Source organism: Chryseobacterium sp. S90 (assembly GCF_047444895.1).
GTDB lineage: Bacteria > Bacteroidota > Bacteroidia > Flavobacteriales > Weeksellaceae > Chryseobacterium.
The window spans coordinates 49,861-64,857 of the sequence record NZ_JBLGCX010000009.1 but is presented as its reverse complement, the minus strand read 5'-3'; the positions used below and the strand labels follow the sequence as shown (position 1 = coordinate 64,857).

Genomic DNA, 14,997 nt, shown 5'->3' with positions numbered 1-14,997 from the left:
TTATGTTTAACAATATACCGCCGATTACAAGAAATATTATTATTATCAATGTTATAGTATTTATTGTTACTTATTTTATGGGTAATCAGATGATTGGTTATCTCGCGGGCTTTTATCCGTTCTCACCTTTTTTCCATTCATGGCAGGTTATTACCCATATGTTCATGCACGGAAGTATCATGCATATTTTATTTAATATGATGACTCTTTTTAGTTTTGGGCCCATTCTGGAGCAGACATTAGGAGACAAAAAGTATCTGATTTTATATTTTGCTAGTGGTTTAGGAGCATTTTTCCTTTTTAATTTGTGGAATTTTGTTGAAGTTCAGCAGCTTTCGCGTGAGCTGGAGCAGCTTGGATTTAATGTAAATGCATATTTGTCTGGTGCCAGTGTTGAGTTTGCTGGGAATACAGATTCCATTCTTAAGCAAAAAGAATTACTGGAAAGTTTCAAAGGTATTGTAGCCACGCCTATGGTAGGTGCTTCCGGTGCTATTTTCGGTGTCGTGGCGGCATTTGCAACATTGTATCCGGATTCTAAAATTGGAATCATGTTTATTCCGGTTCCGATTAAAGTAAAATATCTGTTGCCTATCATTGTTGTTGTTTCCGTATATCTCGGGCTTTCCGGCAATGGAGGCGGCATTGCTCACCTTGCTCACGTAGGTGGAGCTTTAGTAGGTTGGCTGCTGGCAAGAATCTGGAAAAAGCATTTATACCGTTTCAATTAAAATAATATTGTGAAGGTTTTCCGACTCATACTATTTGTTCTGCATCTTGGGATTCTATTTTTGCTGCTGGGCACATTATTGAATGCATATGTTCCACCGAAGGTTTTTCCGTGGTTTAATCTGCTTTCCTTAGGTTTTCCGGTGCTTATGATCCTTTATATCATTCTGACGATATTCTGGGTTTTCAGCTGGAAAAAAAGAGCGTTTGTATTTATGTTTGCAGGTCTTGCTTTTATTAATCCTGTAAAACGTTGGGTCAATTATTCATCTCCTGAAAAAGGTAAATCTGAAATAAAAGTCGTTTCGTTTAATGCTAGAGCTGGTTTTTGGGGAAGAAAAAATATAGGGGCTTATTTGAAATCTCAGAATGCCGATATTATTCTTTTACAGGAAGATGGTGCCGGCTTGTATGAGTTTAAAGGGTATCAGAAAGTAAAACCGAGTGGTATATTTGCTATCCTTACCAAACATAAAATCATTAACGAAAAAATAATACAACCCCCAAATGAAGATTTGAGAATTCCGGGGATATTTGCTGATATTGAAATAAATGGAAAAGTTTATCGGTTTATTGATGTATACCTTAATCCTTTCCGGTTCGAAAAAGAGATGATAAAACCTGGCAAAGATGCTGACACCAATGAAAGAAAAGTAATAGGTGTGGTTAAGAAACTCATTCCCACCTTTAAAAAACATCAGGAACAGGTAGCGCTCATTCGCGAAGTAATTGAAAATTCACCTTATCCGGTCATCCTTGCCGGAGACTTTAATTCTGTACCCAATTCTTACGAATATTACCATTTATCAGATGGGCTTGAAGATGCATTTTTAACGGCTGGAAAGGGCAGTGCAACCAGTTTTCACGACTATAAATTTCCAATCAGAATCGACTATGTTTTTTCTTCAAAATCATTAGAGGCAATATCTTACGAAGTTGACCGTTCTATAAGTATTTCAGATCATTATCCTGTCATCGTGAAATTTTCCGCGGAGAATAAATAATCATAAAAAGAGTTAAAATTGTCTGCTTGGTAGGATTTTTGTTGAAAGAAAACCGTACCAAGACCGTTTTTTCATGAAGTCGAATCAGATATTACTATTTATACATATCGTTATTGCTGTGTTGCTGTTAAGCACATTAGGGAATGCATGGATTCCGCCTAACCTTTTGGGCAATCTTAATCTTCTCTCACTTGGTTTTCCCTATCTGATACTGGCGCATATAATTCTTACACTGATCTGGATTTTTAAGAAACAAAAAATAGCAATCGCATTTGCATTAGGTACACTTATTTTCTATAACCCAATCAGACGATGGATCAACTTTTCTCCAAAAACGGAAAATGGGAAAACAATTCGGGATATTAAAGTATTGACATTTAATGTGAAATATGGAGAATACGGTTGGGATAAAGTGAAAAATTACATTAAAGAACAGGATGCAGATATTATTCTTGTACAGGAAAAAGATACCAACCGCGCTATAAAAAGAGACCTTATAAAATACCCATCAGTTATTCTTAAAACAAAACATAAAATTGTAAGACAGGCAGAACTGATTGATGAGAAAGCAAGAGGAAATTCATTTTATGCTGATATAGATATTAATGGAAAAGTAATCAGAATTATTAATGTTTATCTTGAACCTTTCAGACTTAATAAATCTATGTTTACGAAGCTTGACGGCTTAGGTTTTGGAAACGTTTCTCAACTGCTTTCGCATATGACCCCTACATTTCAGGCTCATGAAGATCAAGTGAAAAGAATCAGAAAAATGGTAGATTTATCGCCTTACCCTGTTATTTTAGCCGGAGATTTTAATTCTGTTCCCAATTCTTATGAATATTATAATCTTGGAAAAGACCTTCAGGATGCCTTTTTGGTGGCGGGAAAGGGAAGTGCAAGCAGTTTTCATGACTATAAAGTACCTTTGAGAATTGATTATATTTTCAGTTCAAAATCCATTATTCCTTTAAGCTATAAAGTAGACCAGTCTGTGAAATTATCGGATCACTATCCTGTAATTGCAGAATTTCTGCTAAATTAGTTCCATGAAAAATATACTGTCTGCGATTTTTATTTTCACAATCCTTTTCACTGCATGTTCCAAGAAAGAAACTCCGGGATTTGCTGCTGAGCAGGAAGTTAAGATGAATTATGATACTGTTGCTATTGATTCCTTTTCTACAGGAGCTGTTTCAGTAGATATTGCCCGCAAGATAAGAATGTCTTCTCCTCAATATCTGGATTCTGTAAAACAGGCTAAAAAACTTCAGGAAGAAGAGAATAAGCTAAAAGCAGAACTTGAAAAAGAAAATAAAGCAAAACAGGAAGAGGAAAAGAAAAAAGCAGACGCAGAAAAGAAACAGAAACCTGCAGAAACACCTTCAACTCCAGACTCTAAAACACAATAATGCCAATATCATTAAAAAAATATATAATATGAAAAAACAAATTCTTGCCGCAATAGTGATCTCAGTATTCACTGTAGCATGTACAAAATCAACAACAAAAACAGAACAGGTAGAAAACGCTGATGGGTCAGTTACTACAACTACTACCACCGTTACAGAAACGCCAAACACTGTTGATACTGCAAAAATTAACAATGCAAAAGAAGATGTGAAAGCAAAAGTAGATGCCGCTGGAAATAAGATTGATGATGCAGCTCAAAAGGCTAAAGATAAAATTGATGCAACAGCCGATAAAACGAAACAGGATCTTCACAAAGCCGGACAGGATATCAAAACGGAAGCAAATAAAGTAGGACAGGATGCTAAAGAAGCCGCCAAAAAAGGAGCTTCAAAAGTAGAGGAAGCTGCAAAAAAAGTGAAAGAAGACTTAAGCAAATAAAAATGAAAGCCGTAATTCAATTACGGCTTTTTTTATTAATTAACTGAAAAGAAAATTTTTAGTTTTTATTCATTTCCAGCAGAGGCTCAATATATTCTCTGTCGTTGCTCAGTCTTGGAACTTTATTTTGTCCGCCAAGTTTTCCTTTAGCTTCCAGCCAGTGATAGAAAAGATTAGTTTTCGCGATGTGTACGATAGGCCTTTTAAGGGTCATATTGTTGTATCTCTTCGCTTCATAATCAGAATTAATAGTCTTTAAATGCTTATCAAAAGCGTCAATAAAGTTATCCAGATCATCCGGATGCTGGCTGAATTCAAAGATCCATTCATGGGCACCTCCTTCGTTTCCTTTCATAAAGACAGGAGCTCCTGTGAAATCCGTGATTTGTGCTCCTGTAACTTCACAGGCTTTTGAAAGAGCAGATTCCACATTGGTAATCATCAGTTCTTCACCAAAAGCATTGATATAATGTTTGGTTCTTCCTGTTATTTTAATTCTGAATGGATTGGTTGATGTAAAGACTACAGTATCACCAATCAAATATCTCCACAAGCCGCCGTTGGTTGTAATAACCATTGCATAATTTTTTCCTACTTCCACATCTTCCAGGCTTACCACTTTCGGATTTGAAAAATGGAACTGATCCATAGGAATGAATTCATAAAATATACCGTAATCCAGCATCAGCAGCATTTCATCACTGTCTGACCTGTCCTGTATTCCGAAGAAGCCTTCAGAAGCGTTGTAAATTTCGTAGTAATTGATGTTTTTTCCGATGATCTGCCTGAATTGCTCCCTGTAGGGCTTGAAACTGATTCCACCGTGAAAAAACACCTCCAGATTCGGCCATAGTTCTGAAATACTTCCGATATTGGTTTCCTTTAATACTTTTTGAAGAAGAACCATCATCCAGCTTGGTACCCCAAGGATACTTCCCACATCTTCATTTTTTACTTCAGAGGTAATTGCTTTCAGTTTGCTTTCCCATTCTCCCATCAAAGATACCTTCTTGCTTGGAGTCGTGGTAATTTCTACCCAAAATGGGAGATTATCAATTAAAATAGCGGATAAATCGCCAAATTTTGTGTTAAAGTCAGCATACAATTCAGAACTTCCTCCTAAACGTAAATTTTTATAATTAAAAAGCTGGTTTTCGGGATGGTTATTGGCGTAAATGGATACCATATCCTTTCCTGCCTTCATGTGACAGTATTCAAGGCTCTCTGCAGAAATAGGGATGAATTTACTTTTGGCATTGGTGGTCCCCGATGATTTGGCAAAATGTTTAATGAGCCCGGGCCAGCTTACATCCTTTTGCCCCTGTCTTGCTTTTTCAATATAAGGCTCCATTTCTTCGTAGGTAACGATCGGAACTTTGTTTTTAAAATCCTGATAACTTGATATAGAGTTGAATCCGTATAATTTACCGTATTCCGTATCTTCAGCATGAAACAGCTGAGAAAAGAGTATACCTTTCTGAGTCTCAATGGGATGGTCCATGAAATTCTGTATCTGATCTATCCTTTGACGGATGAACCAGTTAACTACGGTATTGAAAAGTGCTTTGGTTGCCATTCCAACAAATATAATGATATTTGAATTTTCTGAGAATTTTTTACAGGATTAAATAAAAAAACCGTTACAAAATATGTAACGGTTTGATATTTAGATTATTGTTTCTTAGCAATATTCATCATATGCAGCCTGAAGGTTTGCTGCGATAGCTCCTGCAGGGTTCCCTTCGATGTGGTGTCTTTCCAGCATGTGAACCAATTCACCATCTTTGAAAAGTGCTACACATGGAGAACTTGGAGGGAATGGAGCAAGGTGTTTTCTTGCCTCTGTTACAGCCTCAGTATCAAATCCTGCAAATACAGTTGTTAAATGATCAGGTTTCTTATCTCCAGTCAAAGAGTATACAACTCCTGGTCTTGCAGCACCTGCAGCACAACCACATACGGAGTTAATAACCAATAATGTAGTTCCGGACTGCTTCAAGGCATCTTCTACCTGAGTTGGAGTTGTTAAGTCCTGGAAACCTTTATCTGTAAGCTCTGCCTTCATAGGCATTACTAAATCTGTTGGGTACATATATTTTGTTTTTATCTGTACAAAGTTACGCATTTCTTTGCGTTTGTTCAATATATAAAAACTATCAATCGATTAGTCATATAAAATTAATTAAATATTAATATTGTAATAATATTCAAAAAAATGTGAATTAAGACTAGGAATAATGGAAAATTATTATTAATTTTGAAATGATTCTGAAAAACAAACGACCATGAAAAAAACATTTAAGGCTTTCCCTCAAGCAATCAATCACTTAAATACGCTATAAAATATGGTAGTATCTTAATTCTTTTTGCAGTTTAGAATCAAAACTGATTAACAAACTTTAATATCCAAAGAAAGTGAAGCCCGGAACTGAAAAGTTCCGGGCTTCTTTAATCAAATCGATATGCAAAGGTTGTATATCCTAATATAAATAGTTGATAGAAAATAAGTTGAAGGGTTATGGATATGCCATCAACGGTTAGCTTTCAACTAAGACAGCAGCTTTTTGGCCATCTCGGAAATACTTTTTCCGTCTGATTTTCCGGCTAATGCTTTTGATGCTGCTCCCATTACCTTCCCTAAATCTTTGATAGATTCGGCTCCGGTTTCAGAAATAATATTTTTAATTTCTGTTTCAAGTTCTTCCGCAGAAAGCTGTTTAGGTAAAAACTTTTCAATTACTTTCATCTGAGCTTCTTCTACTTCTGCAAGGTCCTGTCTCCCCTGAGCAGAAAACTGCTCAAAAGAATCTTTACGCTGCTTGATCATTCTCTGAAGAATAGCAATTTCCTGCTCTGCAGAAACTTCAGCACCTCTTGCTTCTGTTTGTAAAAGAAGAATCTGAGATTTTACAGCACGAAGAGAGTCCAGAGCTACTCTGTCTTTTTCTCTCATGGCTGTTTTTATAGCTTCGCTTATTATATTTTCTAAACTCATGTTATTTTTATTTGTACTAACGTAAAAAGTATTAATGTATAGATGAATCGATATGTAAAATCATTAATAAATTTTACATCAATACATTAATACGCTTGTTTTAATCTACGTCTTTATTTAAAAATCTGTTTTCTCTGATCTGCATAGAACCATTGTTATCAGACAGATACGTGTTGATGTTCTGATCTGAAGCATTGGTTCCGTCAATCGAAATATTTTTTCTTTTGAAAGCAGGAATAGATTCAAATTCACTCGTGCTGTCAAAACTTTGGTAGCGGGAATTGAATTCTTTCAATTTATTTCTTCTTTCAATCACTCTGTCCTGGTCAATCGTTTTATTCACAAAAGTGAATTCTGATTCTTCAGTTTTCGGAGCTTCAATTTCTGTTTTGTTCTCAAAAGAAGTTCTTGTTTCAGCTTTTGGTTCTTCCTGTTTTTGGTAGAAGGTTTCAATCTTCTGAGCCGGTTCAGCTACAGCAGCATTGCTTGGGTTGTTAAACTCTGCTTTTGGCTGTCCGAAATCGGTATTAGGCTCATTTCTGACAGGTTCGTTTACAAAGAAACTGAATTCAACAGGTTTTTCTTCTGCAAAAGAGCTGTTGAAAGTACTTCCAGACTGTGGCTCATCTTTTTTATTTTCGAAATCAAATGAGAAAGACTGAATTTCCAGATCATTTGGATCTTCATTCTCTTCGTCAATAGAAAATAAACTGTATTCCTGCTCAACTTCTTCTTCGTTTTTCCAAGCCTGTTCGGGAGTATTAATAATATCTTCCTCTTTATCAGAGAATTTAATTTCGGGTTTCACCGGTTCTTCTTCAAGAATCATTTTTTTTTCAATAGATGTCACCTTGAACTGTGTGCTGTGGTCTTCATCATCTAATCTGAAATGATTGGCTCTGCTTGAATCATACGTTGTATCAGGTGCAGACTCTCTTTCCTCTCTTGTTTTGAAAGGAGAGTTTTTAGGAGCGTCAAAGCTGTCATTAAGACTGATTCTGATTTTCTCTGTAGGTCCTGCAAATTTCTTGTTCTCATTAGAGAATCCTGTTGCAATAACAAGAACGCTTACTGCATCTCCTAATTCTTCATCAGCTCCCACCCCGAAAATAATATCTGCTGTGTTTCCAGCTTCTTTCTGAATGTGGTCCATGATGATACCAATCTCATCCATGGTTACTTCTTCAGCACCACTTCTGATCAATAACAGAACGTTTTTGGCACCTGTAATCTTATTATCATTCAATAACGGAGAATCAAGGGCTTTTCTTACCGCTTCTTCGGCTTTATTTTCACCTGAAGCAGTTCCTGTAGACATCAAAGCGGTACCTGAATTCTGAAGTACAGATTTAGCATCTCTAAAGTCAATGTTTACATCAAAGTAACCTGTAATAACTTCTGCCATTCCTTTAGCTGCATTGGCTAAAACTTCATCGGCTTTTGAGAATCCCTGCTTGAATCCAAGGTTTCCGAACTGCTGTCTCAGTTTATCATTGTTGATTACAATTAATGAATCAACATTATTTTTTAGTTTATCAAGACCATTTTCAGCCTGATCCAGTCTTCTTTTACCTTCAAAACTGAAAGGCACAGTAACAATACCTACCGTTAGAATTCCCATGTCTTTTGCTACTTTAGCAATGACAGGAGCGGCTCCGGTACCGGTACCACCACCCATTCCGGCAGTGATAAACACCATTTTGGTGTTTTGTCCCATAGCAGCTTTAATATCTTCAATACTTTCGATTGCAGATTTCTCTCCAACCTCAGGGTCTGCACCTGCTCCAAGACCTTCTGTGATTGTGGTTCCTAATTGAACTTTATTAGCAACCGGGTTATTATCTAAGGTTTGAGCATCTGTATTACAAATCACGAAATCTACCCCGTGAATTCCTTTCTCGTACATGTGCTTCAGAGCGTTGTTTCCACCGCCCCCTACACCGATTACTTTTATGATGGATGAATTTCCTTTTGGCAAATCAAATGAAAATCCTTGTGTACCTATATTTTCCATACCTATATTTTTAATAATTATAATTGATAACTGATCAATGATAATTGATAAGGAAAAGATCGTTTATCGCTTATCATTCATCATTTATAATTTACTCTACTTCTTCAAAGAATTTTTTTACTTTTTCCATAAGCGACTGCCCGAAGGTCAATTTCGCCTTTCTGTTCTCCTGTCTTTCATTCTCAAAAGACTGCTGCTCCTGAACAGGTGCTGCCTGCTGAACCGGCTGAACCGTTTCTGTCTGTACTGAAGCGGTTTCCTGCTTTGGCTGTTCTGCAACAACTTCTATGATTTCGTCAGCATTCTGCTTTTTGTCTCTGATCTTTAAACTCTCCATTAGTAACCCGATAGAGGTAGCAAATTCAGGGCCTTTCAGGTACTGATTTTTATCGTTGGCGATATATTCATTCGCAAAACCGATTCTGCTGTCAAAACCTGTGGTATAATTGGCCAGCTGACGAAGATGTTTTAAGTTTGAACCACCGCCTGTAAGAACGATTCCGGCAATAAGCTTTTTCTTTTGTTCAAAAGCACCATAAGCTTTCAGTTCTGTATTAACCATTTCCAAAACTTCTTCTACTCTTGCGTTGATGATCTGTGCTAAAGTTTTTAAAGAAATTTCTTTGTCCGGTCTGCCGTGAAGCCCCGGAATGGTTACAAAAGTACTGTCTTTTTCTAATTCGGGAACAGCCGAACCAAACTTTACTTTAAGTTGTTCTGCATGTTTCTCTATAATGGAACAGCCTTCTTTGATATCTTCGGTAATAATTCCGCCTCCGTATGGAATCACACAGGTATGACGGATGATATTATCTTTAAATATCGCAATGTCTGTTGTACCACCACCAATGTCAACAATGGCAACACCGGCTTCTTTTTCTTCTTTTGTAAGAACAGCTTCTGAAGATGCCAATGGTTCTAAAGTAAGGGCTTCCATTTCTAATCCGGCTTCACGAACGCATCTTGCAATATTTCTGATGCTGCCCATCTGGCCTACTACAACGTGGAAGTTGGCTTCTAAACGCTTTCCATGCATCCCGACGGGTTCCTGAATTTCACCCTCGGAATCCACTTTATATTCTTGAGGAAGTACGTGGATAATTTCTTCTCCAGGAAGCATCACCAGCTTTTTCACCTGATCTTTTAATGCTTCAATGTCATCGTCTGTAATAAATTTATCAGGATGTTCACGCATAATATAATCGGAGTGCTGCAGAGAACGGATGTGTTTTCCTGCAATACCTACCGTAACTTTGCGGATAGGAACGCCTGCACTGGATTGTGCTTCGGATACTGCAGCCTTGATTGAATTAATAGTCTGTGAAATATTATTCACAATACCCTTATGAACACCAAGACTTTTAGCTTTTCCTACACCGAGAACTTCTATTTTCCCGTGTGCATTCCTTCTTCCGACAATCGCGACTATCTTTGTTGTCCCGATGTCCAGACCTACTGAATACTCTTGATTTTCCATTTTATATCGATTTGATTTTTTCTACTTTTTCCTTTTTTTCTCTAAGGATGATCTCCTATTTGTGTATTGAATGTCCAAAAGGACTTATTCTATTTTTACTTTTGCCTTTGGCTTGGACAAAGCCTTAGCACTTGATTTTTTCTCTGGTTTTTTCGCTTCTTTTGTATGCGCTTTTGTGCTTTCTTTTGTTTTTACAGGCGTGGGGCTTGTCTTTTTTGCTTCCGCTATCTTTGGCTTAGCATCTGTCTTCTTTGCTGCTGCCATTGGAGTAGGGGCTTTTGCCAGTTCCATTTTTCCTGCTTTTAAAATACTATCGTTTTCTTTAAAATAAGGGTTTAAAGTAGTAACAATCTGATTCTGGTATTTTACTGAAACCATGCTGTACTTCTGTGGATCCTGGTACACAAGATATTTTTCCACAAAGGTTTTAAATCCTTTTACTTTAAAGTCAATATTATCCAAATCTCCAATTTCTACCCGGTAATTTCCTTCACTTGTCAGAAGATTGTAGCTGTCTTTGCTTTTTGAAATTCCAATAAAATATTTCTTGCTGAAATCATCTTTATCGATCTTTTCTACCAGTTCTGCCAGTTTTTCATATTCATCCGGCTGTACATTTCCGGTTACCAGCATACATGGATGAGAATACGTTCTTGAAATGGGAAACTCAATCCCTTTTTCATCTACATAAAAGTCTTTTCCATCTTTATTAAGCCTGAAAACAGGTACTCTCTGCTTAATATCCAGATTCAGTTTTCCATTCAGGTTCAGATAGACATTGGCACTATCGACCGCCGGAAGTGCATTGATTCTTTTTTCTAAGGAAGGGATATTAAGGTCACCTACTTTTCCAGAAGGATTTTCTTTTTTTACAATCTCTCTGATATCTTTTTCATCTACAAAATAAACCGGAGTTTTTTCACTCATTTTTACAGAAATCTTATTGTCTGTAATCTGTTGGTGGCTGAATCTCTTCAACGAGAAACTCAGTAACAATCCAAGGATGATTACAGTGACAGCAATTTTTAATATTCTGTATTTATTTTTCATACATTTTTTGTATTCACGTATTTATGTAAAATGTATTCATGAATACTTAAATACATTATTACTTTTTACAATTTACTTATCCATTCACAGATAGGATCATACAGGGTGTCTATATTTCCTGCGCCTACAGTAAGAAGGATGTCAAAATCTTTTTCTTTTATTTTTTCAAAAGCATCGGATAATGTCGATACTTCTTTTTTATTTAATGTTACTTTGTCCAGCAGCCAACTTGAAGTAATTCCTTCAAAGTTTTCCTGAAGTTCTCTTGCAGGGTAAATATCAAGCAGAATAAGTTCATCTGCTTTGCTTAAACTTTCTGCAAACCCGTCCGCGAAATCTCTTGTTCTGCTGAAAAGGTGGGGCTGGAAGGCTACCAATAGTTTTTTATCAGGATAAAATGTTTTGATTGAGCCCATTACAGCATTGATTTCTGTAGGATGGTGGGCATAATCATCAATGTAAATTTTACCGTTTTGATAAATATGTTTCGTGTATCTTCTTTTAATTCCTTTAAAATTGGCAATTGCCTTTTTCAGCGTATCAAAATCTGCGCCTAAATTATGCAGAATAGCCAGTGCTACAGTAGCATTCTCCACATTATGAATTCCCGGAATTTCCCAAACGAAATCCTTTATTGTTTCAACAGGAGTATGGAAGTCAAAATAAATTTTATCATGCTCCATACGCAGGTTGTCAGAATAGTAGTCTGCAGGTTCATTTACTGCATAGGTTTGGTGTCCTCTACCAATTTCCAGTCCTTTTCTTACAAAAAGCTGTTGGTCTTGAGGTACTAAAGCTGCAAACTGTCTGAATCCTTCTTCGATATGACTTTTATCTCCATAAATATCCAGGTGATCTGCATCTGTAGAAGTTACCACTGCCCAGTCCGGGGAAAGGTTAAGGAAGCTTCTGTCATATTCATCAGCCTCTACTACAGAATAAGTAGAACCATTGTACAGGAAGTTGGATTTAAAGTTTTCGGAAATTCCTCCTAAAAAGCATGAGAAAGGAAGATCTGCTTCTTTGCATAAATGAGCCACAAGAGTAGACGTTGTTGTCTTTCCATGGGTTCCTGCTATAGCAATACAGTCTGTATTTTCAGTAATTAATCCTAAAACCTTAGCTCGTTTCAATACTTCAAACTGATTTTCATTGAAATAATCCAATATTCCAAGCGTTTTGATGGCCGGGGTATAGATCACCAATGTGTCTTCTTTCTGAAGAGAAGTTATCCTTTCATCAATAAGGTCTTCAAAAACAATATCAATCCCTTCATTCATCAGATTCTGAGTCAATTTTGTATTGGTCTTGTCGTAACCCAATACTTTTTTTCCGGATGCATTGAAATAGCGCGCTAATGCACTCATTCCGATACCTCCGATTCCAACGAAGTAAAAAGTCTGATATGTTTGTAAAATGTTCATTTTTTTGTTTTGTATTGTTGTATTCATGTACAATGTATTCATGAGTATTGTTGTCATTAATACATTTTACAATGGTACTTTTTACAGTTTATTAAATATTTCGTCTACAATCTCTTTTGCTGCATTTGGCTTGGCAAAATATTTCAGATTGTCGGACATTTCTTTTCTTATATTTTCATTTTCGCAGATCTCTGATAATGTATTCCAGAATTTTTCCTGCATTTCAGAGTCTTTCACCATTCTGGCTGCATTTTTTTCAACCAGATTCATGGCATTTTTCGTTTGGTGGTCTTCCGCTGCAAAAGGGAAAGGGACCAAGAGTACCGGTTTTTGTGCCACTGCCAGCTCTGAAATGGCAATTGCTCCGGCTCTGGAAACGATGATGTCAGCTGCAGAATAAGCCAGTTCCATGTCTTTGATGAATTCAAGGATCTGAATGTTTTCGGTGGCTGTATCTTTTGTTTCGTTTATAATATCTTTATAATCAAGCTTTCCTGTCTGCCAGATCAGCTGATAATCTTTATCTACAATTTGTTTTAAATGAGATTTCCAGGCATTATTCAATGTTCTGGATCCTAAAGAACCTCCTACAGAAAGAATGGTAAGTTTGTCTTTATTCAATCCCATTTTTTCTTTTGCCTGAGCGGTTTCCTGCATTCCTGAAACGATGTTCTCACGAATCGGATTTCCCAGGAATTTTATTTTTTCAACAGGAAAGCCTTCTACTTTCGGGTAAGCTGTAAAAACGGCTTTGGCTTTCTTGCTTAAGATTTTATTAGTTACTCCTGCATGGGCATTCTGCTCTTGTATGAAAATCGGAATTCCCATTTTGCTTGCTTCATAAAGGGCTGGTCCGCTGGCAAATCCTCCGGTTCCTACAGCAAAATCGGGAGCGAAGTTTTTGATAATCCTTTTAGATTTTGATAAACTTTTCAGAATCTTGAAAGGAAGTCCCAGATTGGATAACAGGTTTCCTCTGTCTATTCCTGCGATATCAATTCCTTCGATTTTATAACCTGCCTGAGGAACTTTTTCCATTTCCATTTTCCCGTTGGCACCAATGAACAAAAATTCTGCTTCAGGAAATCTCTTTCTGATCTCATCCGCAATGGCGATAGCCGGGAAGATATGTCCTCCTGTTCCTCCGCCGGATAATACTATTTTTAATTTTTTGTCCATTTTAAGCGATATCGTTTATTTCTGCTATACTTTGTTTTTTGCCCATTCCTTCTTCATCATAAATCTGGATTCTTGAGCTTATATTTAAAATAATACCTAACTGTAAATAGGTGACCAGCATTGAGGTTCCTCCATAACTGATCAAAGGCAGAGGCTGTCCTGTTACCGGGATCAGATTTACAGCAACGGCTATGTTTACCGAAAGCTGAATGAAGATCATCACTCCAAGACTGAGCACGAGCAACGATCCGAAAAATGCAGGCATCTTACTGGCAATCATCACGATCCTGATCATCATAATCAGATATAAACTGATTAGAAAAGCAGCTCCTATCACTCCGTATTCTTCTACAATGACTGCGAAAATAAAGTCGGAGGCAGATTGTGGAAGCATTTGTTTCAATGCGCTTTTTCCTGGCCCCATTCCGGTAATCCCACCATGTACGATGGCTGCTTTGGCCTGCATTACCTGATAGTTTTTCGCTTTTACACTCTCATCATCTACATCGGCAGATTTTGCTTTGCTTGAGGTAAATGTTTCTACACGGCTCATCCATGTGTGAACACGGTTACCTCCGATCATGTTTGTATTCAGCGCTATTAATAAAAATAGAACAATGGCTACAAATGATGCTGATATAAACCCTGCAATGTATTTCCAGTGAAGCTGTCCTATGACAAGAACCACAACGGAAACCATTAGAATCATTAATGCCGTGGAACCGTTATCCTTTGCTACCAATACGAAAACAAGCAGGATAGGCCCGAAAATATACATGATATTCTCTATCGGAAGCCTTTCTCTGGTGATCTTTTTGGTTAAATATCTGCACAGATAGATGATTAACATTAAAAAAGCAAATGATGAAGGCTGGAAGGAAATCGGTGTTCCCGGGATTTTAAGCCATCTGGAAGCACTGGCCCCGTCAATGGTCTGTCCGGTAAACATGGTGACAATCAACAGAACAATCATAAGGCCGAGCAGAATACTGCTGAGCTTTCCGATGTATTCATATTTTATGGTTCCTACCAGTCTCATAATGGCTAATCCTAAGACTACAAAGAACATATGTTTGATAACGTGACCTGTTGTGGTCCCGTTATTAACAATGTATTCGAGATTTGAACTTGCAGAGTATACCGGGAAAATAGAGAAGATGGAGATCACAAGGATGACCATCCAAAGTACTTTATCGCCCTTTAGAAATTCAAATCTGTTTTCTGTGTTCTGTTCGTCCATAATTATTGTATTCATGTACTGATGTAAAATGTAT

14 protein-coding genes are annotated in these 14,997 nt (G+C 37.0%); 5 read left to right on the top strand and 9 right to left on the bottom strand.

The genetic code is table 11. The features are described from left to right. Nucleotides 1-2 precede the first annotated feature (2 nt). The 5 genes from ACLMCG_RS20130 (at nt 3) to ACLMCG_RS20110 (ending at nt 3,584) form a co-directional block, all read left to right on the top strand. Nucleotides 3-731 (top strand): rhomboid family intramembrane serine protease, encoded by a 729-nt coding sequence (locus ACLMCG_RS20130; RefSeq protein ID WP_413960939.1) that lies wholly within the window; start codon nt 3-5, stop codon nt 729-731. 9 nt (nt 732-740) lie between these two features. After that, the gene (locus ACLMCG_RS20125; RefSeq protein ID WP_413960938.1) at nt 741-1,733 is read left to right on the top strand and encodes an endonuclease/exonuclease/phosphatase family protein; all 993 of its coding nucleotides are present in this window, start codon (nt 741-743) and stop codon (nt 1,731-1,733) included. 73 nt (nt 1,734-1,806) lie between these two features. Next, nucleotides 1,807-2,778, top strand: coding sequence for an endonuclease/exonuclease/phosphatase family protein (locus ACLMCG_RS20120; RefSeq protein WP_223598111.1), 972 nt, complete (start codon nt 1,807-1,809; stop codon nt 2,776-2,778). Nucleotides 2,779-2,782: 4 nt separating this feature from the next. Beyond that, the gene (locus tag ACLMCG_RS20115; protein ID WP_413960937.1) at nt 2,783-3,145 is read left to right on the top strand and encodes a hypothetical protein; all 363 of its coding nucleotides are present in this window, start codon (nt 2,783-2,785) and stop codon (nt 3,143-3,145) included. 28 nt (nt 3,146-3,173) lie between these two features. Then, entirely contained in the window at nt 3,174-3,584 is a 411-nt protein-coding gene (locus ACLMCG_RS20110; RefSeq protein ID WP_047421955.1) for a hypothetical protein, read from the top strand. Between the two features lie 58 nt (nt 3,585-3,642). Here the strand turns inward: ACLMCG_RS20110 and ACLMCG_RS20105 are convergent, their stop codons facing one another. The 9 genes from ACLMCG_RS20105 to ACLMCG_RS20065 form a co-directional block, all read right to left on the bottom strand. Next, nucleotides 3,643-5,160 carry a GH3 auxin-responsive promoter family protein gene (locus ACLMCG_RS20105; protein WP_413960936.1) on the bottom strand — a complete coding sequence of 506 codons (1,518 nt, stop codon included), beginning with the start codon at nt 5,158-5,160 and terminating at the stop codon, nt 3,643-3,645. A 105-nt stretch (nt 5,161-5,265) separates the two neighbouring features. Then, on the bottom strand, nt 5,266-5,676 hold the full coding sequence (locus ACLMCG_RS20100) for a BrxA/BrxB family bacilliredoxin (protein WP_034693910.1): 411 nt from the start codon (nt 5,674-5,676) through the stop codon (nt 5,266-5,268). A gap of 456 nt (nt 5,677-6,132) precedes the next feature. Then, nucleotides 6,133-6,579 carry a GatB/YqeY domain-containing protein gene (locus ACLMCG_RS20095; RefSeq protein WP_047379989.1) on the bottom strand — a complete coding sequence of 149 codons (447 nt, stop codon included), beginning with the start codon at nt 6,577-6,579 and terminating at the stop codon, nt 6,133-6,135. Nucleotides 6,580-6,679: 100 nt separating this feature from the next. Continuing rightward, nucleotides 6,680-8,593, bottom strand: coding sequence for a cell division protein FtsZ (gene ftsZ, locus ACLMCG_RS20090; RefSeq protein ID WP_413960935.1), 1,914 nt, complete (start codon nt 8,591-8,593; stop codon nt 6,680-6,682). A gap of 91 nt (nt 8,594-8,684) precedes the next feature. Then, entirely contained in the window at nt 8,685-10,070 is a 1,386-nt protein-coding gene (ftsA, locus tag ACLMCG_RS20085; protein ID WP_413960934.1) for a cell division protein FtsA, read from the bottom strand. Between the two features lie 84 nt (nt 10,071-10,154). Continuing rightward, nucleotides 10,155-11,120, bottom strand: coding sequence for a cell division protein FtsQ (locus tag ACLMCG_RS20080; RefSeq protein WP_413960933.1), 966 nt, complete (start codon nt 11,118-11,120; stop codon nt 10,155-10,157). A gap of 65 nt (nt 11,121-11,185) precedes the next feature. Beyond that, nucleotides 11,186-12,544 (bottom strand): UDP-N-acetylmuramate--L-alanine ligase, encoded by a 1,359-nt coding sequence (gene murC, locus ACLMCG_RS20075; RefSeq protein WP_413960932.1) that lies wholly within the window; start codon nt 12,542-12,544, stop codon nt 11,186-11,188. An 81-nt stretch (nt 12,545-12,625) separates the two neighbouring features. Beyond that, entirely contained in the window at nt 12,626-13,723 is a 1,098-nt protein-coding gene (gene murG / locus ACLMCG_RS20070; protein WP_413960931.1) for an undecaprenyldiphospho-muramoylpentapeptide beta-N-acetylglucosaminyltransferase, read from the bottom strand. 1 nt (nt 13,724) lies between these two features. Beyond that, nucleotides 13,725-14,963: an FtsW/RodA/SpoVE family cell cycle protein gene (locus ACLMCG_RS20065; RefSeq protein ID WP_149834337.1), complete on the bottom strand. Its 1,239-nt coding sequence runs from the start codon at nt 14,961-14,963 to the stop codon at nt 13,725-13,727. Nucleotides 14,964-14,997: the final 34 nt, after the last annotated feature.

Coding starts and splice junctions, on each gene's coding strand:
- ACLMCG_RS20130 (WP_413960939.1), top strand. CDS start 3: ATGTTTAACAATATACCGCCGATTACAAGAAATATTATTATTATCAAT.
- ACLMCG_RS20120 (WP_223598111.1), top strand. CDS start 1,807: ATGAAGTCGAATCAGATATTACTATTTATACATATCGTTATTGCTGTG.
- ACLMCG_RS20115 (WP_413960937.1), top strand. CDS start 2,783: ATGAAAAATATACTGTCTGCGATTTTTATTTTCACAATCCTTTTCACT.
- ACLMCG_RS20110 (WP_047421955.1), top strand. CDS start 3,174: ATGAAAAAACAAATTCTTGCCGCAATAGTGATCTCAGTATTCACTGTA.
- ACLMCG_RS20105 (WP_413960936.1), bottom strand. CDS start 5,160: ATGGCAACCAAAGCACTTTTCAATACCGTAGTTAACTGGTTCATCCGT.
- ACLMCG_RS20100 (WP_034693910.1), bottom strand. CDS start 5,676: ATGTACCCAACAGATTTAGTAATGCCTATGAAGGCAGAGCTTACAGAT.
- ACLMCG_RS20095 (WP_047379989.1), bottom strand. CDS start 6,579: ATGAGTTTAGAAAATATAATAAGCGAAGCTATAAAAACAGCCATGAGA.
- ftsZ (WP_413960935.1), bottom strand. CDS start 8,593: ATGGAAAATATAGGTACACAAGGATTTTCATTTGATTTGCCAAAAGGA.
- ftsA (WP_413960934.1), bottom strand. CDS start 10,070: ATGGAAAATCAAGAGTATTCAGTAGGTCTGGACATCGGGACAACAAAG.
- ACLMCG_RS20080 (WP_413960933.1), bottom strand. CDS start 11,120: ATGAAAAATAAATACAGAATATTAAAAATTGCTGTCACTGTAATCATC.
- murC (WP_413960932.1), bottom strand. CDS start 12,544: ATGAACATTTTACAAACATATCAGACTTTTTACTTCGTTGGAATCGGA.
- murG (WP_413960931.1), bottom strand. CDS start 13,723: ATGGACAAAAAATTAAAAATAGTATTATCCGGCGGAGGAACAGGAGGA.
- ACLMCG_RS20065 (WP_149834337.1), bottom strand. CDS start 14,963: ATGGACGAACAGAACACAGAAAACAGATTTGAATTTCTAAAGGGCGAT.